This window comes from Armatimonadota bacterium, assembly GCA_013314775.1.
GTDB lineage: Bacteria > Armatimonadota > Zipacnadia > Zipacnadales > JABUFB01 > JABUFB01.
On record JABUFB010000010.1, the window covers coordinates 412,765 to 433,321 of the forward strand.

Sequence of the window (20,557 nt, forward strand, 5' to 3'; positions counted from 1 at the left end):
TGCTCCCGATGGCTGCTCTCCCGAGCCACTTCAGCCGTCGGTCCGCGTCTAAGCAGGCCATGGTGCAAGTGGCCCTTCCGCTGCTACTGGTTGCGTTTGCGCTGTCTGCCGGCGTGGCCCAGGAGGATCAGGTTTCCGCCGCTGTTGCAGCGGCTGACCAGGCCGCTGGAGCTTACGACTACGAGGCAGCCCTGGAGCATCTCGAGACGGCACTTCAGGCCGGTGCAGCAGATGCATTGAAGGCCGCTATCGAGCAGCGACGCACGCTTTATGAGCACTTCCTGGGCATGTCCGCCCTGATTCAGGCCGCACAGGATGACCCGGAGCGCCTCGTTGGCCAAGTGACGACCCGTGGAGGACAACAACTGACCGGCTACATTCGGCTTGTGGAGCTTGGCGTGTCGCCGGACGCACGCATCGGCGAGCGCATTTCCGACCTTGGCCGTTTCGCAATCGACGCTGGTGCCGACCAGCCAGTTATCGTCACTGCCCGCGACATCGCCGAACTCACTGTCGAGTGGACGCAACCGGCGGAGAACGCCGTTCCGAGCTACTGGACGCTGGGCAAGATGCGGGCCGTGCTCCAATCCGGCGCGGTCGTCGAGGGGGCCCCGACCTGGGCATTGGGACTGAGCGCCATCGCGGTGCGCGCTCTTGACGCTGACGAAGACGCCCTGGTCGAGGCCTACCCGTCTTTTGGGCGCGCTTTCGACCCGGCCAATCTTATCTCGCAGGTCACCATTATCGGCGCCCCAACGCAATCGGGCGCACAGGAGAGACCATGAAAAAGAAGAACCAGCCGCCCCTGAGGGAAGTCACCGACGTCACAGACGACATCGATCCCGATCTCGAGGACGAGTTCGACGATGAATTTGACGACGACTATGGCGACCCCTTCGACCTCATGGAGCGCGCTGGGGACTTCTGCGCGAGAAGCATCCTGTTGACCGTCGCAGAGTCAAAGCGCCTCATCGCCAAAGGGATCGCCGCGGACCCGCGTGTGAGGCTGGCGATGCGCGAGGGCTGGGTGGCGGTCTGCAAGGGCACCACGAACGCCTACGTGGTGGAGGAACTCCTGGGGCATGACATCGAAAAGGGCAAGTACGTCCTGGGCAATGTCGTTCCCTCCAAGAACCCCGAGGCGAAGAAGGCTTTCAAGGGGTCGATTCCCGAAGTAGTATTTCACGACGGTGAGCCGGTTATGGGAATGACGGTGGCCGAGGCGGTCCAGGAGATGACCGAAGGCGACGTGGTCCTCAAGGGCGCCAATGCCATCGACTACTCGCAGGGCCTGGCTGGGCTGCTCATCGGGCACCCTGCCGGCGGCACGATGGGCTCGATTCTGGGCGCGGTCTACGGGCGAGGTCTGGAGCTCATCGTCCCCGTAGGTCTGGAGAAACAGGTGGCGACGGGGCTTTCGCCGGACCCTTTCGTGCGGCCGGTCTGGATGACCCAGAATGACATCCCGAGGCTCTGGGTCTTCCCCGCTCAGTTATTCACCGAGATAGAGGCCATCGCCACCGTTTCCGGGCTGGCAAAGATCGCTGTGCAGCAGATAGCGGCCGGTGGTGTCTGCGGCGCCGAGGGGGCGGTCTGGCTGATGCTGACGGGGTTCGAGGAAGACGTTGACCAGGTCATGAGAGTGGTGGAACAGGTTCAGGGCGAGCCGTCGTTCTGGGACTCAGTGATGCGCAAGAAGGGCTGAGCAAGCCGCCCCGGCCCCAGTACAGCGCGCAGAGGGGTGCGAATGGTGGACAGGGAGAGCGAACCCATCGAAGACACGGGGGTTGAATGCAGATACTACGAGAGCACCGATGGTAAGCTCCGATGCAGGCTGTGCCCATTTCATTGCGTAATCGCGGACGGCACCTGCGGGCGATGCAGCGTTCGCTGCAACGAAGGCGGGCGTCTGTGGGCGCGCAGCTATGGCCGCATCACCGCCGCCAACCTTGACCCGATCGAGAAGAAACCGCTCTACCACTTTTATCCAGGCAGCGTCATCCTATCCCTGGGGAGCTTCGGTTGCAATCTGACCTGCGAATTCTGTCAGAACTGGAACATCTCGCAGGGAGCGCCACCGTCGCAGGAGCTCTCGCCGAATGATGCGGCACAGCTCGCGAAGAATGCTCTCGGAAGGGGCAATATCGGCATCGCTTACACCTACAACGAGCCCCTCATCAGTTTCGAGTACCTGATGGACACGGGACAACTGGTGCGCGAGGCGGGCATGGTCAACGTCCTGGTTACCAACGGTATCGTGGAACCGGAGCCGCTGGAAGAGTTGCTCCCGCTTGTCGATGCCATGAACGTGGACATCAAGAGCATCCGTCCCACGTTCTACCGCAAGCTTTGCGGAGGCGACGGTCTCGCCGCCCGGAGGACGGTGGAGATGTCCTGGGGACGGTGCCACGTTGAGATCACAAACCTGATCATCCCCGGGGAGAATGACTCGGACGAGGACTTGCGCGACCTTTTCGACTGGGCGGCATCCGTGTCGCGCAGACTGCCACTGCATCTGTCTCGGTACCATCCTGACTACAAACTGGGCAACCCGCCGACACCATCGGCGACCCTCCGGCGCGCCTACGAAATGGCCCGAGAGCGTCTCGATTTCGTATACGTGGGCAATATCCAGATGGACGGCACGACGGACACCTTCTGCCCCGCCTGCGGCGCTTTAGCCGTGAGCCGGTGGGGGTATACCGCCCGCACCCATACCAGGGATGGCCGCTGCAGTTCTTGCGGAGAGGACATAGGAATTGTCACCTGAGCGACAGACCGGGCAACGGGGCCTGCGAGGCATTGCGCGCAGCGTATTCCGCCGCGGGGTGCAGGTCTCGGGAATCCTATGGAAACACGGGTTTGGGCCACATCTGCGCAGCTTCGGGCTGGGCCGATTCCTGCCACGATCGGCCGAGGGACAGGTCGAGCCATCGGCTGCCGGAAGCGACCTGCCCGTGCGCTTGCGCCTGGCATGCGAGGAGATCGGCCCGGTCACCATCAAGCTTGCCCAGGTCCTGGGGAGCAGGCCGGACCTGATCCCTATCGAGTACGCCCAGGAGTTCCGGAAGCTCCAGGATAAGGTCCCGCCGTTCTCGTGGGACCAGGCGCGTAAGGTCATAGAGGAAGATCTCGGCGCACCCGTGGGACAGCTCTTCGCGAGCATCGAGCAACAACCGTCCGCGTCGGCCTCCGTGGCTCAAGTGCATAAAGCAAGGCTTCACGACGGCCGCGTCGTGGCGGTCAAGGTCCAGCGCCCCGATGCGCAGCGCATCGTGGACACCGATCTGCTCATCCTGAACTTCGCCGCGCGCGAGGCCGAACGGCACATCCGCGGCATGAAGGATTACCATTTGACGGACCATGTGGAGGAGTTCGCGCGAAGTCTCCGTGCTGAACTGGACTTCACCAACGAAGGGCACAACATGGACCGGATGCGACAGACCCTGTCGGACGACCGGCATGTTGTGGCGCCAAGGGTATACTGGGACTTCACCAGCCGCCGGGTCCTGACGATGGACTGGCTCGAGGGGGTGCGGGCTGACGAGGTAGAAGCTATCGAGAAAGCGGGCATCAGCCGCGGGTCGGTGGCCGCCCACCTCGCGCAGTCCATGCTCCAACAGATCTTCATTCGTGGGTTCTTCCACGCCGACCCACACCCGGGAAATCTCCTGGTGTTGCCCGACGGTCGTCTGGCCTTCCTGGACTATGGGAATGTGGGCAGTGTAGATCGCAGTATGCGCGAGGCCCTGGTCAAGTTGCTTCTGGCGGTGCTTGAGGATGACGGGATCGAGGTCTACGACCAGATTATTGACATGGGGGTTGTTGGGGAGGATACTGACCTGCGCCAACTGCGCAATGACATACAGCGCATGATGGGGCATTATGCAGGAGTCGCGACTAGCCAATTGAGCATGGGTGACGTGCTGGAGGAAATGATGATTATCATCTTCCGGCACCGGATCACTATGCCTCCGGCTTTCGCCGCTGTCCTGCGCTCACTCATCCTGACGGAAGGCACCTGCCGGCGACTCAGCCCGGGGTTCGATTTCCGCGAACCCGCGGAGCGTACGAGCCGCGAGGTGCTCCAGAACTGGTTCCAACCAGGCAACCTGATCCGCGGCATCTGGCGTTCATTCAGGGATATTCAGCGCTACAGCTTGCTGATCCCGCGCCAGGTGAGTGAGCTTCTAGCCCAGCTGCAGGTGGGCGGGGTGACGGTCAAGATTGAGGCCGAGGAGCGCGACCAGATCCTGCGCCGCGCCGACGCCATGGCAAATCGTCTGGCGTTCTCGCTGGTCGTGTCGGCGATGATCGTCGGTTCCTCGGTGATGCTCAGCAGCGAAAGGGCGACGAGCCTGCTGTCCACGCCGGGCGCGGTGGCATACGTGGTAATCGGCGCCCTCCTGGGACTGTACCTGCTCATCTCCATCATCCGGTCGGGTGGACGATGAGCCGGAGCGATGCGGATGACCGAGTCCTCATCCTCGCATCCGCCTCCCCGAGGCGGCGAGAGTTGGTGCGCGCAATCGGCGTGCCCTTTGAGGTCGTGGTCTCCGACGCTCCCGAGCCTGTCCGTGAGGAGCAAGAAGCTTGCAGGGAGTATGCCGTCCGCATGGCCCTCGGAAAGGCGCGGGCGGTTGCGAATGAATATCCCGGACGATGGGTTCTGGGCGCGGACACGATTGTCGTTATCGACGACGTGGTGCTGGGGAAGCCAGCAGACGCGGAGAACGCACGGCAAATGCTCAGATTGCTTTCCGGAAGAGCGCACGAAGTCCACACGGGGGTGGCGCTGGTCCGTTCCGGAGAGAATGATTCCAGGGCGGAACATACTGCTGTGGCCACCACTCAAGTGCGCTTCCGCGACCTGACGGATGCCGAGATCGAGCGCTACATCGCGACTGGCGAACCGCTGGATAAGGCGGGCGCATACGGAATACAAGGCCACGGCGGCGCCCTCGTGAGTGAATACAGCGGGTCTTATACGAACGTCGTGGGGTTGCCGGTGGAGGTGGTGGCCGAAATGCTGAGCACGCACATGCGGTTGCCGATCGAGCAGAAAAACCCGGATGGGTTGAGGGCCGCTGGACGTCGCTTCACGTAGCCCACGACGCAGTCCACATTGCAGCAGAGGAACCATGCGCGAGTCCAAAGCGGAAAGAGAGCGGGCAGTACAACGCCTTCGTGGCGATAGCACAGGTGAGCCCAGGGTCATGCACCAGGCCATCACTCGTGATCGCTACCAAAGGGCCCTGGATCGTTTCACCAAGGCCACGATGCACTGGTTCTCCCGGTTCTCGCGGGATATGGGCATCGACCTTGGTACCGCCAACACCCTGGTGCATGTTCGCGGCAGAGGCATTCTGCTTCGCGAGCCCTCGGTGGTGGCCGTGGACACGGCAACCGACCAGGTGCTTGCGGTGGGAGAGGATGCCAAGCGCATGGTGGGCCGGACCCCCGCGCGCATCGCGGCCATCCGCCCACTAAAAGACGGGGTCATCGCTGACTTTGACGCCACGGAGGCCATGCTGAAGCACTTCATCCGCAAGTGCCAACCACGCCGGTGGTTCGCCCACCCGCGCATGGTCATCGGCGTTCCGTCGGGGATTACCGAGGTCGAGCGTCGCGCGGTTGAGGACGCAGCCCGGCAGGCAGGCGCCTGGGACATCGCCATCATCGATGAACCGATGGCCGCCGCGATCGGCGCAGGTCTGCCCGTCGCCGAACCGGTCGGCAACATGATCATCGACATCGGCGGCGGCACCACCGAGATCGCCGTCATCTCCCTTGGTGGCACTTGCTCCCAGCGCTCGATGCGCATCGCCGGCGAGGAGATGGATGAGGCGATCGCCAACTTCATCCGCCGGGAGTTCAACCTGTACATCGGGGAAAGCACCGCGGAACAGATCAAACTGCGCATCGGTTCAGCCTACCCGCAGCCGGAAGAGGAAACCATGGAGGTTCGCGGCAAAGACCTCCTCTCCGGCCTGCCCAAGAGCATCGTGATCAGTTCCAGTGAAGTCCGTGAGGCCATTGCAGAGCCCGTGCAGGCCATCGTCGAGCTAGCCAAGGAAGCGCTGGATTCCACCCCGCCCGAACTGGCGGCGGACGTAATGAACCGGGGGATCGTGCTGGCGGGGGGTGGGGCCCTGCTGCATGGTCTGGACCAGCTCATCAGCGCCGAGACAGACATCCCGGTGTACGTCGCGCAAGACCCGCTGACATGCGTGGTTATGGGCACCGCCAAGTACCTCGAGGAGCTTGACGGGATGCTGGTGGATGTCTGAACGGCGCTGCAGACGCGCCGTCCGGCAGTCATCGGGTCCCGCTCTCATGTCACTACGTCTCTCTCCTTCACAACCCGCAATTCACCGCCCGCTGGTCGTCATGGTCGCGGTCGCCTTCACACTCACCATCTGGCAGCAGCAGGCATGGCGTCTGGGACGCGTCAGCTTCCCCGAGTACGTGGCGTTAGTGCTGGTCACACCCGTCGCAACCCAGTTCTCAAGGGTGTTCCGAAAGACCCACGACATCGGTCTCGCGATGACCCGGGCACCGCGACTGGCCGACGAGAACCGCCGCCTGCGGAGAGAGCGCGATGAGCTGGAAGCTCTGCAAATCCTGACCGTGGACATACGTGCGCAGAACAAAGCTTTCCGACAGAAACTGGGGTTCGAGCCGAACAAGACCTTTACGAATGTGGCGGCCCAGGTAACCAGCCGGTCGTCCAGCCGCAACGAGCGTTGGGTGCGCATACGTACAGCCGGCGCAAAACCGCTGGAAGTCGGCAATGTAGTGCGCGAAGCAAAGGGGCTGGTGGGCAGGGTCGTCGAGGCGTCCGGCGACACAGGGCGCGTGGTCCTGCTTGTGGACCAGCATCACGCCGTGCGTGGCAAAGATCTCCAGACTGGCGAAGAGGGCATGGTCTACGCGGCGAACGAACTGGAGGCCGGACCGAACCGGCTGCAACTTGAGAAGGTCCGGCGCGGCGCGCAGATCCGCGAGAATGATATCATCGTCACGTCGGACATGGGCGAAACCTACCCCGGAGGGCTGCCCATCGGGGTGGTTGAGTCGGTCCGTCGTTCACCCACCAGTGCGAGCAGTCTCGTGGCATACATCCGCCCTTATGTAGAATTCGATCAACTGGACTTCCTGTACGTCTTGCGCGCCGGTGAGCAGTAAGCCGGGCTTCGGTGATCCATGCAACCTTATGTCATCAGCATTCTGCTGCTCATCATCTCCGCGGCGCTTCAGGGCGCGTGGCCCGCGTGGCTGCGTATTGGCGGCCAAGCGCCCGAACTCGTGATAGCCACGGTTGCCTGCATCGGCCTGTCACGCGGCGTATTTGAAGGTTGCCTGGCGGGGCTGATCGCCGCCGTGCTCCAGGGAGCTGCGGCACACACGCCTTTCGGCGGGCTGTTCGCTAGTTTCATGGTCGTCGGCGCCTGCACCGGTTTCTTGCGCGGTTCTCTGCTGTCTGAACGCACCGAGGTGGCCCTGGGAGCGTCCGCGGGCGCAGTTATCGTCGCCAGCCTTATCCGCCTGGTGTTCATGCCCCCGGATATTTTCCTCCTTTGGCTCAAGGGCATGTTCCAGGCGGCGGTATTCACCGTCATTGTGACCCCGCCGATCTTCTGGATCACCCGGCTCATGCACAGGCGCGAGCCTCACATCTGACCTGGTAATGGGTCCTGAAAGGGAGCGCAGCAGATTGAGAACGGTGGGCATGATCCCCGCGCGGTACGGGTCCACTCGGCTCGAGGGCAAGGCTCTCGTTGACATCGCGGGCAAGCCGATGATCCAGCATGTCTACGAACAAGCCTGCCGGGCAAGCAGCCTGGATGAAGTCATCATCGCTACAGATGATGAGCGAATTGCGGCGGCCGTCCGGGCCTTCGGCGGCCGATACGAGATGACAGCAGACACCCACCGCTCAGGCACCGACCGGCTCGCCGAAGTTGCCGGGCGCGTGGACTGCGACATCATCGTCAACATCCAGGGCGACGAACCGATGATCGAGCCTGCGGCCATCGACGCAGCCACCGAGCCGTTCTTCAACGGAGAACCCGAACGTTTTGGCACCATCGCCACGCCGATCACCGACATCCGGGAACACTTGGAGCCGTCCACGGTCAAAGTCGTGGTGGATCGCTCCGGCCACGCGCTGTATTTCTCGCGAGCGCCTCTCCCCTACTTCCGGCTGGATGCGAGCGGTGACGAGTGGCCCGCGGACAAGCCCCGGCAACATCCGGAATCCGGCGTCTGGCCGCTCAAGCACATAGGGCTGTACGTCTACACCCGCGAGACATTGCTGTGGTACGCCGCGCTGGAGCCCACACCACTGGAACAGACCGAAAAGCTGGAGCAACTGCGCGCACTGGAGAACGGCTGCCCGATTCGCGTGGTACAGGTGGACTACTCGCCCATCGGTGTCGATACGCCCGAGGATCTTGAGCGCGTGCGGCGGATCTTCGCCGGCGCGCAAGATTGACTGCCTCGCGAACCAGGGAGACAGACCCAATGAACCCCGTGACCATCGTTGACGGCGTGGAACTGGGTGGGGACCGTCTGGCGCTTCTCGCCGGGCCGTGCCTTGTTGAGGACGTGGACACCACCACCGACATCGCCCTGAGACTCCAGGATATCTGCGGCGAGATCGGCATGCCTTTCGTTTTCAAGGCATCGTACGACAAGGCGAACCGCACCTCGATCCAATCCGAGCGCGGCCCGGGCTGGCGCCAGGGATTGGAAATCCTGGCCCGGGTCAAGGACAGGGCCCAGGTCCCGCTGGTTTCGGATGTTCACGAGACCGGGCAGGTGCACGAAGCCGCTCAGATCTGTGACATCCTGCAGGTGCCCGCCTTCCTGTGCCGCCAGACCGACCTGCTGGTGGCGGTGGGCGAGTCGGGCAGAGCAGTCAACGTGAAGAAGGGGCAGTTCGTGGCCCCCGCCGACATGCGCCATTCCATCGAAAAGGTGCTGCACACCGGAAACCGCCGAGTCAGTGTGACCGAACGCGGCTACGCCTTCGGCTACAACAACCTCGTGGTGGACATGCGCGGAATCCCGATCATGCGCGCTTTCGGCTATCCGGTGATCTTCGACGGCACCCACTCGGTGCAACTGCCCAGCGGCTCGGGATGCGCCTCGGGCGGCCAGCGGGAGTTCGTGGCGCCACTGGTGAAGGCGGCGGTTGCAGCCGGGGCCAACGCTCTGTTTCTCGAGACTCACCCGAGTCCCGATTCGGCGCCGTGTGACGGGCCGAACATGGTCCCGCTCGGGAGTCTCAAGGACTTGCTGGTCACCGCCCAGCGCTTGTTTGAGGTTGTGAATGAATGACAGACCCGCGAGAGAGTGCGAGATGACTGAAATGGACCACAAGGCGATCCTGGAACAGGGGCTGCGCACCCTCAAGACCGAACGCGACGCCCTTGACCGGATGATCGAGAATATCAGTGACGATTTCGTGCGCGGTTGCGAACTGCTTCTCGAAATGCAGGGAAGGTGCATCGTCTCAGGCATGGGCAAGAGCGGTGCAGTGGCCCGCAAGCTCGCCGGGACGCTGGCCAGCACCGGTACCCCCGCGCATTATATGAACCCCGCCGAAGCTGTGCACGGTGACCTGGGCATGGTCACCGAGACCGACGTGGTGATCTTCCTTTCCAACAGCGGTGAGACCGACGAGGTGCTCAACATCCTGCCACTGGTGAGCCGTCGCGGGGCGAAAGTGATCGCTATCTGCGGTGAGATGAACTCCTCCCTCGCGCGCAATTCCGACGTTGCTCTCGATGCCGGAGTGGTCTGCGAGGCCTGCCCGCTGGGCCTGGCGCCCACTGCGAGCTGCATCACCGCTATGGCCCTGGGCGACGCCCTGGCGATGGCGGTCATGTTTGCACGAGGGTTCACCACAGAGGACTATGCCGCGTGCCACCCCGGCGGCACGCTGGGGCGCCGAACCCTCTGGCGCGTGCGCGACGTCATGCACAGTGGCGACGAGGCGCCTTTCGTGGGCATGGACGCGACGGTGCTCGATGCGATCTTGACCATGAGCCGCGCATCGGTGCGCGGCGCGGTCTGCGTTGTGGACGAAGGTGGCAAGATGCGCGGGTTCTTCACAGACGGCGATTTTCGCCTCCTCATGCAGCGCGAACCCGACCGCAATGCGGTGATGAACCGGCCGATCACCCAGGTGATGACCATCCGCTGCACCACTGCGCACCCGGACATGCTGGCCGCCGCAGCCGCCCGGGTCATGCAGGAGCGCGAATTCGACAACCTGCCTGTGGTGGATGACGAGGGCATCGCGATGGGGGTCGTGGACATCCAGGATCTGCTCAAGCTGGGCATCGTCTGAGCTCGCGGGTTCCGTCAATGGCCCCTCTCAAGGTCATCCAGACATCCGACCTGCACAACCACCTCGACCTGCGCAGGGCCGGGCGGCTACGCACTCTGCGCATCGAGAACAGGGCGCTCCTGCTGGACTGCGGGGATGCAATCTGGGCGGGGAACGTCTTCGTGAAGCCGGGCCCGGAACCAGCGATTCGCCGTATGAACGAGGCCGGTTACCACGCCATGGCCGCGGGCAACCGCGAGTACTTCTTCCGCTCCTTCGGCATGATGATGAAGACCGCGGAAGCGCGGTTTCCCGTGCTGTGCGCCAATCTTATCTCTCGCGGGGACCTCGGGCATATTCTTCGCTGGACGATCCTCGACAGCCCCTGCGGCCGGCGCGTGGGCGTTTTCGGACTGATGCCCCTGATGATCCCTCCGGGATCGTGGGGGGAGCTCTTCTCCGATATGCGCTTCATCACCCACCGCCAGGCGACGGAGGACGCCCTGGAGGCCCTGCGCGCAGACTGCGCCTTCGTCATCTGCCTGAGCCACGCCGGCATCGAGACGGATATCGAACTGGCGCGGGAGTTCGGGCAGATAGACTTGATCCTGGGGGGGCACTCGCACTTGGAAGACCGCGAGCTCTTTGTGGAGAACGGGGTCACAGTGTCCCACGTGCCCCCGTACGGCAAGGCGGCGGGGCTCATTACCAGCACCGGCAAGCCTGCGCCGGACAGGTTTCTTCGCCGCATGATCCCGCTGCTTTGACTCCGTCGGTGACTGCGCCCCCGGCACAGAGCCCGGGGCACAGTCACCTGCCGGGGAGGACTCACGGGGGCCGTTGTTTTTTGCCGCAGCCCCGGCGCCACGGCACGGCGAATCTCGATCGATTCACGCGGGCCCCGACCACCGGGCGAAAGCCCAGCGTTGCCAGAGCGCGTCCCACTCGGCGAGCTCCCCCGGCAGGCAGTGGCCGGTCTCGGGCAGCATCCACAGCGTTCCCCTCCGGCCCAAGGCCGACCACAACCGCCGGCACTTCTCCGGCGTGGCGATAGGGTCCAACTCGCCCGCAATCACCAGGGTTGGGGCAACCACGTACGGCGCAAGGCGCTCGGCATTGAGCAGGGGCTCAAGCCTGCGGGCTTCTGCCACGTCCTCTTCGTTCCAGTTGTCCTCGTCACCGGCGGCGTACAGGTCCGCCGACAGGCACACGGGCTGGTGGGCGACCACGAAGCTCACCCGTTCCGGCATCAGCGCTGCCACAGTCAGGGCGATTCCCGCGCCGTAACCGTCTCCGATGAGCCCCACACTGTTGAAGGGCCGTTCGCCCTGCCCCAGCGCGATCTGCACCAGCCGGCACGCATCCAAAACGCCTCTGCAGATGATGTGATCAGCTGCTTCACCACGCGGCGGCACAAGGCTCGCGCCCTGTCGCCACGGGAACACAAATTCCAGGCATCCCGGCGCGGTGGATGGCGCGTGATCAAGCACGGCGTCAGTGATCCGCACGATCACACACCCGACGTCTACCTTTGGGAGATTGTGGTAGCCCAGACGCACCTCCCCGCGACTGGCCACGAAATTCAGCGTCCCGTCGGAGTCTATGCGGTAGGCCGGAGGGAACTGCTCAAGGCGCGACAGTTCGCCGACCCAGAACCGCCCTAGCGCGGTGTTGCTCTGCCCAAGATCGGGCAGGGGCCCGGAGGCGGCGAGACACCGGCTCGCGGGGAAGACGATTGTCAGCAGGAAGATGGTGGAGAGCGTTGATTTCATCGATGACACTGGTGGTAAGCCCCCTGACCCGCGATTGACGGCCCTCAATCGCAACGATTAAGATGAGCTATCAGTGCTTTCGGCGTCCGGGAACGCCGGCTGTGAAACCCGGGGCAACACCCGCGTAACATCAGCGCCGATAACCGCCGGCGCGCCACCGCAATTGCGAGGCTCACTTCATGGCAATCACCTGCGCACACCGTGGAGACCCGACACACGCCCCCGAATCCACCGTCGCCGCTTTCGAACTGGCCGCAAAACTCGGGGTGGAGATGGTGGAGTTTGACGTACACATGACCGCCGACGGCGAACTGGTGGTCATGCATGACCCCACCGTGGACCGCTGCACCGACGGCACCGGCGAGATCGCCCTGATGTCCCTGGCGCAGATCAAGGCTCTGGACGCCGGCATCAAGTTCTCCCCGGACTTCGCCGGGCAGAAAGTGCCCACGTTTGCAGAAGCGGTGGAGGCTCTACCGTCACCGATCTGGCTGAATATCCACTTGAAGACCACGGACACAAAAGGCAACCGGGGCTTCGAGGATCGGTTCATGGGTGAGTTTGCGGACCTAAACCTGGCAGGTCGCGCCCACGTGGTGCACGACTACCTGGAATCCCTGGTCCGCGTACGGAGAATCGCCCCGGACACCCCGTGCTGCTGGTTGCCCATGTGTCAGGACGGCGCCGAATACATCCGGCGCTCACGGCTCGCGGGGTTCAACATCTTGCAGCCTGGCCGCGAGATGATGTCTCCGGAGTTCTGCGAGGCGGTACACGCCGCAGGTATGACAGCCAACGTTTTCTACGCGAACACCGAGCAGGATATGCGGCAGTACATCAGCTGGGGCATCGATGGCATTCTCACGGATGACCCGACGCTCATGCAGGAGGTGCGCCGGAGGCCATGATCAGGACCCGTCTGGGCGTGCTGATCGCCGTCCTGGCCTGCATCGCCCCGGTGCGGGCGGACTCTTTCATCCAAGCCGCCGACGGCAAATGGGAGCGGGTCCGATCCGGAGTGGTCGACGGCAGGCTCGTGGTGAACATCGAGCCCCCCGGCACTCCCGGTGGCCGCACAAGGCTTGTATTGGACAAGCCCGAGTGGATGACCCTGGACGACAATGAGCCGCCGCTGGTCACCGCGGCACAGTTGGATGACCAGGGCCTCGACGTGGGCGAAGTCATTGATCTCGGGGTTTCCGACGGCCACCCTGCTGAACTTTCGGTTGGCGTCGTGGACGCTGCTAATCCCATCGACCTGGCGCGAGCCAGTCTTTCACTGGGGGAGGCGAGGCTATCTGCCGCACCGGCGGCCTCCGCAGATCCCGTGCGCAATGCGGTGCTGCGGTTCGCGCTGCCTGAGCTTGGCCCAGGCAAGCACGAGGGGCTGCTGACCGTTCCCGACCGCGCGCCCCTGGGAAACACCTTGCGCATGCCGGTCCGCGTCTCGGTTTTCGGTGTGCACATAGCCCCGGACAACCAGGGCGTGGTGCTGTCGTCACTGGACTCCGAGTTCCGCGTGGGCCCCGGCCCACGGCTGCCCATCACCATCGGTGCGGGTGGGCCGGAGGCATACGTGACCGGCCAGATTGCCGGCACGTGGCTTTATCCGCGGGAGATCACGAGTGTTGAGATGCTCGTTGATGAGCCGAACCGCAAGGTCTGCCGCCTGACCACGAAGTTCGGCGAGCATGATGGCACGCTAGTGGAGAAACCCGGCCGCTACGAGTATGACCTGGAACTGCGCCGAGATCTGCCCTGCCTGCTGGTTCGCAGCCGCCTGGTCAATGAGATCGCGGACGGCGAAGTCTACTGCTTCTGGGGCTGGTTGCCTGGCGAGGGCTATGTTACCGCGAACGGCGCTGCCGATTGGACCATGACCTACAGCGACCTGGGGACTGTCGGGTGGGTGTACCTGCCGCCGACGGACAAGACGAAGCGGGGCATCGGCTGGATCTCGCCGCTGGTATTCGGGCAGTCGCGTTTCGGAACGATGCTGTTGTACACGTCACCCCAGAAGGTGCGAACCATTGTCGGCGAGACCGTGGAGATGCCTTTCGCCCTGATGCTTGCTGACGGCCCGGAGCAGGTCGCAGAGGTGGCGGAAAAGCTCTCGGAACTCGGGGTCTGGGAATAGCCAGTCGACAAAACGCCCATGACAGGAGCTGTACATTGGACTGGATCGAGCTTTCTACAACCTGCCCATCCCCGGCCAGCGAGGCCGTTGTCGCCGTCATGCTGGAAGTCACTGGCGCGGGCCCCGCGGTTGAAGACGCCGGAGCCGCGAAGCGCGTCGCCGTGTATCTTCCGCAGACGCCCGAACTGGAGCGCATTGCGGGTACCCTCCAGGCCCGGCTCATGGACATCCCCACCTTTCTTACCGGTGGGACGCGCCTGCAGATTGGGCGGAGAACAGTCCGCGATGAGGACTGGGCGGAGACCTGGAAAACCTACTACCACCCGCTGCGCATCGGCCGCAATCTGGTGGTCAAACCATCCTGGGAGCCTTGGCCCCCCGAGGACGCGCCGGAGGCCGCGCGCCCCACAGACGTCGTGATTGAACTCGATCCCGGCATGGCTTTCGGGACGGGAACGCACGAGACCACCCAGCTGGCCTTGTGCGCGCTGGAGGACCTCGTGCAGCCGGGGGACCGCGTCCTCGACGTGGGATGCGGCTGCGGGATACTCGCCTTCGCAGCAGTCAGACTCGGGGCCGGCAACGCCGTGGCGGTGGACACGGACATCGTTGCGGTGGACGTGACCCGCGACAATGCGCGCCTGATGGGACTGGATGATCAGGTCACTATCCTCCACGGCGGCATCGACGTCGCTCCCCCGGGACCGTATGACCTGGTGCTCGCCAACATCACCGCACCTGCCGTGCGGGACATCGCCGGACAGGCCTTCGCCGCGCTTCGTCCCGGCGGGTACTACATCACCACCGGTTTCACGGAGCAGTTCGCGGAGAGCGTGCGGGAGGGCATGCAAGAGGCAGGTTTCCACGTCGTGGATACCCGGACCCAGAGCGATTGGTACAGTGTCCTTGGCAGGCGTCCGGGCGAAGAGTGATGCCGCCGGGTGCCACGCCGTGACCGGCATGCCGCGCTTCCAGCGGAAGCACTAGTCTCGCCAGGCAGTGGCACCCGTTCCCCACGGTGACTGTTGCGCGCGCGTCAGACAGCCGCGCCTTTACACCTCGACTTCCCTCCCCTTCTCGCCGCTCTTGTAGATAGCGTCCAGAATCCGTTGGGTAATCAGAGCCTGCTCGCCCGGAACCGGCGACGGCTTTTTCCGCAGAATGGCATCCACGAACTGCCGAATTTCCTCAACGTGTCCCGCGCGATCCGGGTACTGGAAGATATCATTGGTCACATGCTCCAGCACGCCGTCGCGCTCGCGGACCATCGCGGTCGGCTCAAGTTGGCACCCGCCTTTGTCGCCGCAGAGCACTACGTTGTGGGCACCCGCCACAAGATTCAACGCCCAGCTGCATTCCAGGATCACGGTGGCCCCAGTCTCGAAGCGAATCAACGCGAAGGCGGCGTCTTCTGGCACCGTGTACTGCTCCGGCGCGAAAGGCATGAGCTTCGACTTCTTGCTGGCGAGCTTGTTGTACACGCCCGCAGAGACCGAGACGGGTTCCGGGAAGCCCATGAGCCAGAGGGTCAGGTCGAGGACGTGCACACCGATGTCATAGATCGGCCCACCCTCGGAGAGCTCGCGGCTGACGAAGCCAAGGCGTCCGGGAACGCCGCGCACCCGCAGATACTGGGCCCGGCCGAAGTAGATGTCGCCCAGCTCCTTCTTGTCCACCCATTGCTTCATTTGCGCCGCGCCCCTGGTGAAGCGCAGCGTCTGGCCCACCATGAACAGTTTGCCCGCCTTCTTCCCTGCCTCGATCATCCCCCGGCATTGGTCGGCGCTGATGCCCACAGGCTTTTCCACCAGCACGTGGCAACCTTTCGCGAAGGCATCTACCGTCGGCTGGTAATGCCACGAGTTGGGCGTGCAGACCGTGACAATGTCCAGGTCCACCTTGTCCAGCATCTCGCGGTAGTCCGCGAAGCAGTTCTGCTCCGGGACACCCGCCTTCTCCGAGAAGCGCTTGAGGCTGTCCGGGCTGACGTCCGCGGCGGCGACGACCTCCACCGCATCCAGCGCCTGATATCCCGGCAGGTGCGCGCCTGTCGCAATTCCCCCGGTCCCCACGAACCCGACTCTCAGCTTGCCGGCCATGTGCGGTCCTCCAATGCATACGGCAATATGCGCGCCCCAGTTCTGGACGCGGAACATGCTCTGGTGTTTCGTAGTGCTGCGGCCCTGTGGGGACCCATTTCACCGCACGGTGCCCGCTCGCAAGCCGCGCGGTATGCAATGCGACGAGCTGCTCACAGCCGCCGGTCCCAGTAGTCGATGCCGCCCAGCTTGATGGGCACGTGAATCACCGTTACCGTGTCCAGCGCCAGCCCCTCCTCAATCGCCGGTGATAGCTCGGAGCCGTGCTCGATGTACACGCCGCGGGCGCCCAGGGCCTGTGCCACGCGATCGAACCGGATTTCGCCAAGCGCGCTTCCGCAGCGGCACGATTCGTCGTAGCACTCGGCCACAATCCCCCATGCCGCGTCGCTGGCGACAACCGCGACATACGGCGTGCCATGGCGCAGGGCGGTCTCTATGTCGGCCAGCGTGAAGCCAGCCGATCCGTCGCCACTCAGCAGAAGCACGGGATGGTCGGGTCGCGCCAGTTTCGCGCCGATCGCACCGGGGATGCCCCAACCCACGACGCCGCTAAGGCCGCAAGTTTGCCAGAACTGCGGGTGGCGATCCCAGAGCATCATGTGAGCCCAGCGGCCGATGTTGCCGCCATCGAGGAGAAATGTGATGTCCCGTTCGAGGAAGGGCTTGATGGCCCTGACCACGCACATCGCAGGCACAGGCGTCTCCAGCTCGCACAGGCGGTCGTCCCACTTGGCCACGAACGCCGCCCGGGCCTGCTGCACCTCCGCGAGCCACTCAGTGTGGGAGCCAATACAGCTGCCCGACGATACGAGAGCGCCGCAGAAGGAGGCGGGATCGGCGAGAATCGCCACATCCGCCGGGCCGCGATGCAGTTCCGTAGGGTCGATGTCCACGCGGATGAATCGTGCATCCGGCGCGCAGACGGGCGGTCTCCCGTATCCCATGCGGAAGTCGACGCGGCCACCCAGCATGAGGATCACGTCCGCTTCGGCCACTTTCGGGAACCCACCATTGCACTCGGCGGTGGTCGGGCCCACATACTGCGGCCAGGCCTGATCGATGCAGCAACGGTCCCACATGAGCGAGAAGACGGGGATATCGGCCTCGCTCACGAATGCCCTCATGGCCTCGCCCGCACCCGAGTAGTAGCAGCCACTCCCCGCGATGACCACAGGGCGCCTGGCATTGCCCAGCAATTCGCAGGCCCGCATCAGCGCGGAGGGATCGGGCGCCGAGACAGGGGTCGCCCTGCTCAGATGCGGGCGCTTCGAGACCATAGGCGGCGCGGGAGCCTGCGCTGCGAACACGTCGCCGGTGATGGTCAGGTGCACAGGGCCGGGCCTGCCGCTAAGGGCGATCTGAATTGCCTTGTTTGCCTCGTGCTCAAGCTGATCCACGCGCTCCACGAGCCGCGCGTACTTGCATACTGAGGTCACCAGGGCGACCTGGTCGAGCTCCTGGAAGTGCCCCAGGCCGCGGGTAGACGCTTCCGAACACCCGCTCAGCAGGAGCATCGGCCTGCCATCCCACCAGGCGTTGGCCAAGCCTGTGATGGCGTTGGTGTGGCCGGGGCCGGCGCTCACGGCAACCACGCCGAGCTTCCCGGTCATCGCGCCGAAAGTGTCGGCGATATACGCCGCGGCTTGCTCGTTGCGCACGTCCACAAGCCGCACGCCCATGTCCATGCACGCCTGCATGAATCCGTTCTGGCCATTCCCGCACAGCAGGGCCACGTGTTCGACCTCGTGGTCCTTGAGTATCTGAACCAACAGTTCGGCTCCGTTCATGGTATCGCGCGTCTCCAGGTGTGATGCAGTGTTGTCCGGCCGCCCGGTCTGCGTTTCGATGCCTGATGAGAAGAGTCCTTCAGTACACGGTCGGCGCCCGCAGCGGCCTTTGACGGCTGCTGCGCCACGCCCCGCATTGTGTGCTGACACGCAACCGCACTGCTTCGGCCCCGCTGGGAGCAGCGGCGCCCAGGCGGGGACGGCTGTGCCACCGACCGTTCGCTTCGATCCGGAAATGACGGGTACGGCGCGATCTCTCCCCTACCCTCCCAGGAACCTCCGCCCGAATTCGTACCCGTGCTGGAATAGTGCATCAATGTTCTCCAATGGCGTCTCGGGCAGGATGGAACTGGTCGGTGAGAGCACGAAGCCTCTGCCCTTCCCAGCCAGCGTGAAGGACCGCTCCACGGCAGCTCGGACATCATCCACCGTGCCGTGGGGCAGTGTGGAAGTCACCGAGACGCAGCCGATGATGATCATCGGTCGCCCGTGTGGGTCTTTCAGCTTCACCATCTCCGCGTAGCCCACCCCGTGCTCCTCCTCAAAGCCCTGCAGGCCGGTGATCCCCAGGTCCAGCAGATCGTCCAGGATCGGCATGATGTTCCCGTCGCAATGCCAGATGATGTCGATGCCCGCGTCGACGAGGGGCTCCAGACACCACTTCAGCTCGGGGAAGTAGATCTGCCGAAGCATGGCCGGCGACATGAGCGGGCCGTTGGCGCCGCAGATGTCCTGCCCGGTGTAGGTGAACGGCGGCACGCCGTATTCGCGACAGGCCACGACGATGGCTTCATTCAGCATGCGCCCGTGCAGCGCCGAGCAGTGGTAGAACCGCCGCATCGTCTCTGGCTCCAGCGCCGCCGCGGCCAGGTAGTTCTCATAACCCCACCGGTTGTAGCCGCCCATGAAATCGGCTTGGCCGAAATGTCCGATGACCAGCGCGGACTCACCAAGCAGTTGCTGGTGCGCTGCGATGCCCGCCTTGTAATCTTGCGCCGCGCGGTCCACATCGAAGCCCGCGCGCACGGCGTCATCATCCGGCAGGTCGCGCAGGGAGGCCAGCACGTCTTCTGGAGTGCGGAACCCCGCCTGCTCATGCTGGCGGGTCTCGTGAATGATCTCGCCACATTCCAGCTTCCGCTGGGCCTCACCCGGAAAGTACCACTGGATGATGAGATTGGCGCCCACCGTCTTCACGAACTCCACGAAGACGCCCTGCGGGTCGGCCCAGTAATCGCGCCCGGTCACCCGCGTGTAGTAAGCGGAATTGGTGACAAAGCCCGAGGTCATGCAGGGGTACGGGACGTCCTCTCGCGACAACGTAGCATAGGCGATCTCGCGACCGGTCATGGAATGTGATCCTCCCGAGAAGATGGGGCAGGTTTCGCCCGGAATCCCGCTTGACCTGCCCCGGAGTGCACCCGATGCCCTGACGAACCGGCGCATCTTGTGGTACAATGCGGGCAAGGCGCGAGGGGACTGACGGCCAACCGCCGTCCGGCGGCGCAGGAAGACGACAAGGAAGGACCGCGAATTCATGCAACTCAGCTTCATGACGTTCAGTTGCCCTGAGGCAACACTGACCGAAGTGCTGACCGCCGCCATCAAGTATGGTTACGATGCGGTGGAGCCCAGAGCCGAGGCGAGCCACAGACACGGCGTCGAGCTGGAGACAACCAAGAAGGAGCGTGCACAGATCAAGGCCTCTTTCGCCGACACCGGCGTGGCCTGCGGGTGCATCGCCACCTCGCGCACCTACTCCATGGCCGATGCCGAGAAGCGGCGCGAGAGTGTGGAGCTCACGAAGAAGTACGTGGACCTTGCCCACGACCTGGGCTGCCCCACCATCCGAGTCTTCGGTGGTGGCACCCCCGAGGGCGCGGATCTTGCTGATGTGAAGAAGTATGTTGCCGAGGCGTTGCGCGAGTGTGCGGAGCACGGGCAGAAGGCGGGCGTCTACGTCTGCATGGAGACCCACGACGGCTACTGCAAGAGCGCGGACCTGATGGACGTGATCAACCTGGCGAACCACCCCTTCGCCGCGGTGAACTGGGACATCATGCACCCGTTCCGCGTGGGGGACACCATCGCCGAGGCTTTCGAAGCGGTCAAGGACCACGTGCGCCATTGCCATGTCCACGACGGCGTTCCCGGCCCCGACGGCGGGCCCAACGGCTGGCAACTCGCGCTGATGGGCGAGGGCCAGATTCCGCACGACGAGGCCTTCAAGCTCCTGGCGACCATCGGGTACAAGGGCTGCCTGTCCGGCGAATGGATCAACTTCCTTCCGGCCGACGAGTGCCTGCCTCACGAGGCGGAAGTGATGCGCCGGTACCGCGCCGAGGCCCTCGCCGCACTGAAGTAGCCGCTTTCGGGTACTATGCCGGCCGCCTCGCGCTTTGCGGGGCGGCCGCATTCGA

At 64.1% G+C, this 20,557-nt stretch carries 20 protein-coding genes; 16 read left to right on the forward strand and 4 right to left on the reverse strand.

From position 1 onward, the window contains the following. The first annotated feature begins 8 nt into the window (after positions 1-8). The 12 genes from HPY44_14440 to HPY44_14495 all read left to right on the forward strand — a co-directional run bounded on the left by HPY44_14440 (position 9) and on the right by HPY44_14495 (position 11,106). Positions 9-785 carry a hypothetical protein gene (locus tag HPY44_14440; GenBank protein NSW57209.1) on the forward strand — a complete coding sequence of 259 codons (777 nt, stop codon included), beginning with the start codon at positions 9-11 and terminating at the stop codon, positions 783-785. Next, positions 782-1,705 carry a hypothetical protein gene (locus tag HPY44_14445; protein NSW57210.1) on the forward strand — a complete coding sequence of 308 codons (924 nt, stop codon included), beginning with the start codon at positions 782-784 and terminating at the stop codon, positions 1,703-1,705. The genes HPY44_14440 and HPY44_14445 overlap by 4 nt, the downstream gene beginning before the upstream one ends. Before the next feature lie 42 nt (positions 1,706-1,747). After that, on the forward strand, positions 1,748-2,770 hold the full coding sequence (gene amrS / locus HPY44_14450) for an AmmeMemoRadiSam system radical SAM enzyme (protein NSW57211.1): 1,023 nt from the start codon (positions 1,748-1,750) through the stop codon (positions 2,768-2,770). Then, complete coding sequence (locus HPY44_14455; GenBank protein NSW57212.1) at positions 2,760-4,454, forward strand: AarF/ABC1/UbiB kinase family protein; 1,695 nt, start codon at positions 2,760-2,762, stop codon at positions 4,452-4,454. Before amrS ends, HPY44_14455 begins: the two co-directional genes overlap by 11 nt. Next, complete coding sequence (maf, locus tag HPY44_14460; GenBank protein NSW57213.1) at positions 4,451-5,107, forward strand: septum formation inhibitor Maf; 657 nt, start codon at positions 4,451-4,453, stop codon at positions 5,105-5,107. The genes HPY44_14455 and maf overlap by 4 nt, the downstream gene beginning before the upstream one ends. 172 nt (positions 5,108-5,279) lie before the next feature. Beyond that, positions 5,280-6,290 carry a rod shape-determining protein gene (locus tag HPY44_14465; GenBank protein ID NSW57214.1) on the forward strand — a complete coding sequence of 337 codons (1,011 nt, stop codon included), beginning with the start codon at positions 5,280-5,282 and terminating at the stop codon, positions 6,288-6,290. 46 nt (positions 6,291-6,336) lie between these two features. Beyond that, on the forward strand, positions 6,337-7,188 hold the full coding sequence (locus HPY44_14470) for a rod shape-determining protein MreC (protein NSW57215.1): 852 nt from the start codon (positions 6,337-6,339) through the stop codon (positions 7,186-7,188). 18 nt (positions 7,189-7,206) lie between these two features. Then, positions 7,207-7,683, forward strand: a complete 477-nt coding sequence (locus HPY44_14475; protein ID NSW57216.1) for a hypothetical protein — start codon at positions 7,207-7,209, stop codon at positions 7,681-7,683. Positions 7,684-7,717: 34 nt separating this feature from the next. Next, positions 7,718-8,497: a 3-deoxy-manno-octulosonate cytidylyltransferase gene (gene kdsB, locus HPY44_14480; GenBank protein ID NSW57217.1), complete on the forward strand. Its 780-nt coding sequence runs from the start codon at positions 7,718-7,720 to the stop codon at positions 8,495-8,497. 29 nt (positions 8,498-8,526) lie between these two features. Beyond that, a complete protein-coding gene (gene kdsA / locus HPY44_14485; protein NSW57218.1) occupies positions 8,527-9,345 on the forward strand; it encodes a 3-deoxy-8-phosphooctulonate synthase in 819 nt (272 codons plus the stop codon). Further along, positions 9,338-10,360 carry a KpsF/GutQ family sugar-phosphate isomerase gene (locus HPY44_14490; protein ID NSW57219.1) on the forward strand — a complete coding sequence of 341 codons (1,023 nt, stop codon included), beginning with the start codon at positions 9,338-9,340 and terminating at the stop codon, positions 10,358-10,360. The genes kdsA and HPY44_14490 overlap by 8 nt, the downstream gene beginning before the upstream one ends. A 17-nt stretch (positions 10,361-10,377) precedes the next feature. Beyond that, the gene (locus HPY44_14495; GenBank protein NSW57220.1) at positions 10,378-11,106 is read left to right on the forward strand and encodes a metallophosphoesterase; all 729 of its coding nucleotides are present in this window, start codon (positions 10,378-10,380) and stop codon (positions 11,104-11,106) included. A 123-nt stretch (positions 11,107-11,229) separates the two neighbouring features. Here the strand turns inward: HPY44_14495 and HPY44_14500 are convergent, their stop codons facing one another. Continuing rightward, positions 11,230-12,111 (reverse strand): hypothetical protein, encoded by an 882-nt coding sequence (locus tag HPY44_14500; protein ID NSW57221.1) that lies wholly within the window; start codon positions 12,109-12,111, stop codon positions 11,230-11,232. 179 nt (positions 12,112-12,290) lie between these two features. On the opposite strand from HPY44_14500, the gene HPY44_14505 reads away from it, so the two are divergent. From HPY44_14505 to prmA, 3 genes are read left to right on the forward strand one after another with little or no spacing between them, the layout of a single operon-like run. Beyond that, positions 12,291-13,019 (forward strand): hypothetical protein, encoded by a 729-nt coding sequence (locus HPY44_14505; protein NSW57222.1) that lies wholly within the window; start codon positions 12,291-12,293, stop codon positions 13,017-13,019. Beyond that, positions 13,016-14,248 (forward strand): hypothetical protein, encoded by a 1,233-nt coding sequence (locus HPY44_14510; protein ID NSW57223.1) that lies wholly within the window; start codon positions 13,016-13,018, stop codon positions 14,246-14,248. Before HPY44_14505 ends, HPY44_14510 begins: the two co-directional genes overlap by 4 nt. A 35-nt stretch (positions 14,249-14,283) precedes the next feature. Then, on the forward strand, positions 14,284-15,180 hold the full coding sequence (prmA, locus tag HPY44_14515; GenBank protein ID NSW57224.1) for a 50S ribosomal protein L11 methyltransferase: 897 nt from the start codon (positions 14,284-14,286) through the stop codon (positions 15,178-15,180). Positions 15,181-15,300: 120 nt separating this feature from the next. Here prmA and HPY44_14520 read toward each other — a convergent pair whose 3' ends face one another. The 3 genes from HPY44_14520 to HPY44_14530 all read right to left on the reverse strand — a co-directional run bounded on the left by HPY44_14520 (position 15,301) and on the right by HPY44_14530 (position 19,487). Continuing rightward, positions 15,301-16,347, reverse strand: coding sequence for a Gfo/Idh/MocA family oxidoreductase (locus HPY44_14520; GenBank protein NSW57225.1), 1,047 nt, complete (start codon positions 16,345-16,347; stop codon positions 15,301-15,303). A gap of 152 nt (positions 16,348-16,499) precedes the next feature. Then, the gene (locus HPY44_14525) at positions 16,500-18,137 is read right to left on the reverse strand and encodes a thiamine pyrophosphate-binding protein (GenBank protein NSW57226.1); all 1,638 of its coding nucleotides are present in this window, start codon (positions 18,135-18,137) and stop codon (positions 16,500-16,502) included. Between the two features lie 261 nt (positions 18,138-18,398). Beyond that, positions 18,399-19,487 carry a hypothetical protein gene (locus HPY44_14530; protein NSW57227.1) on the reverse strand — a complete coding sequence of 363 codons (1,089 nt, stop codon included), beginning with the start codon at positions 19,485-19,487 and terminating at the stop codon, positions 18,399-18,401. A gap of 187 nt (positions 19,488-19,674) precedes the next feature. On the opposite strand from HPY44_14530, the gene HPY44_14535 reads away from it, so the two are divergent. Further along, positions 19,675-20,502 carry a sugar phosphate isomerase/epimerase gene (locus HPY44_14535; GenBank protein NSW57228.1) on the forward strand — a complete coding sequence of 276 codons (828 nt, stop codon included), beginning with the start codon at positions 19,675-19,677 and terminating at the stop codon, positions 20,500-20,502. The last annotated feature ends 55 nt before the right edge of the window (positions 20,503-20,557 follow it).

Bases quoted from the DNA above. Each gene is read 5' to 3' on its own strand.
- HPY44_14440 (NSW57209.1), top strand. From the start codon at position 9: ATGGCTGCTCTCCCGAGCCACTTCAGCCGTCGGTCCGCGTCTAAGCAG.
- HPY44_14445 (NSW57210.1), top strand. From the start codon at position 782: ATGAAAAAGAAGAACCAGCCGCCCCTGAGGGAAGTCACCGACGTCACA.
- amrS (NSW57211.1), top strand. From the start codon at position 1,748: ATGGTGGACAGGGAGAGCGAACCCATCGAAGACACGGGGGTTGAATGC.
- maf (NSW57213.1), top strand. From the start codon at position 4,451: ATGAGCCGGAGCGATGCGGATGACCGAGTCCTCATCCTCGCATCCGCC.
- HPY44_14465 (NSW57214.1), top strand. From the start codon at position 5,280: ATGCACTGGTTCTCCCGGTTCTCGCGGGATATGGGCATCGACCTTGGT.
- HPY44_14470 (NSW57215.1), top strand. From the start codon at position 6,337: ATGTCACTACGTCTCTCTCCTTCACAACCCGCAATTCACCGCCCGCTG.
- HPY44_14475 (NSW57216.1), top strand. From the start codon at position 7,207: ATGCAACCTTATGTCATCAGCATTCTGCTGCTCATCATCTCCGCGGCG.
- kdsA (NSW57218.1), top strand. From the start codon at position 8,527: ATGAACCCCGTGACCATCGTTGACGGCGTGGAACTGGGTGGGGACCGT.
- HPY44_14490 (NSW57219.1), top strand. From the start codon at position 9,338: ATGAATGACAGACCCGCGAGAGAGTGCGAGATGACTGAAATGGACCAC.
- HPY44_14495 (NSW57220.1), top strand. From the start codon at position 10,378: ATGGCCCCTCTCAAGGTCATCCAGACATCCGACCTGCACAACCACCTC.
- HPY44_14500 (NSW57221.1), bottom strand. From the start codon at position 12,111: ATGAAATCAACGCTCTCCACCATCTTCCTGCTGACAATCGTCTTCCCC.
- HPY44_14505 (NSW57222.1), top strand. From the start codon at position 12,291: ATGGCAATCACCTGCGCACACCGTGGAGACCCGACACACGCCCCCGAA.
- HPY44_14510 (NSW57223.1), top strand. From the start codon at position 13,016: ATGATCAGGACCCGTCTGGGCGTGCTGATCGCCGTCCTGGCCTGCATC.
- HPY44_14520 (NSW57225.1), bottom strand. From the start codon at position 16,347: ATGGCCGGCAAGCTGAGAGTCGGGTTCGTGGGGACCGGGGGAATTGCG.
- HPY44_14525 (NSW57226.1), bottom strand. From the start codon at position 18,137: ATGAACGGAGCCGAACTGTTGGTTCAGATACTCAAGGACCACGAGGTC.
- HPY44_14530 (NSW57227.1), bottom strand. From the start codon at position 19,487: ATGACCGGTCGCGAGATCGCCTATGCTACGTTGTCGCGAGAGGACGTC.
- HPY44_14535 (NSW57228.1), top strand. From the start codon at position 19,675: ATGCAACTCAGCTTCATGACGTTCAGTTGCCCTGAGGCAACACTGACC.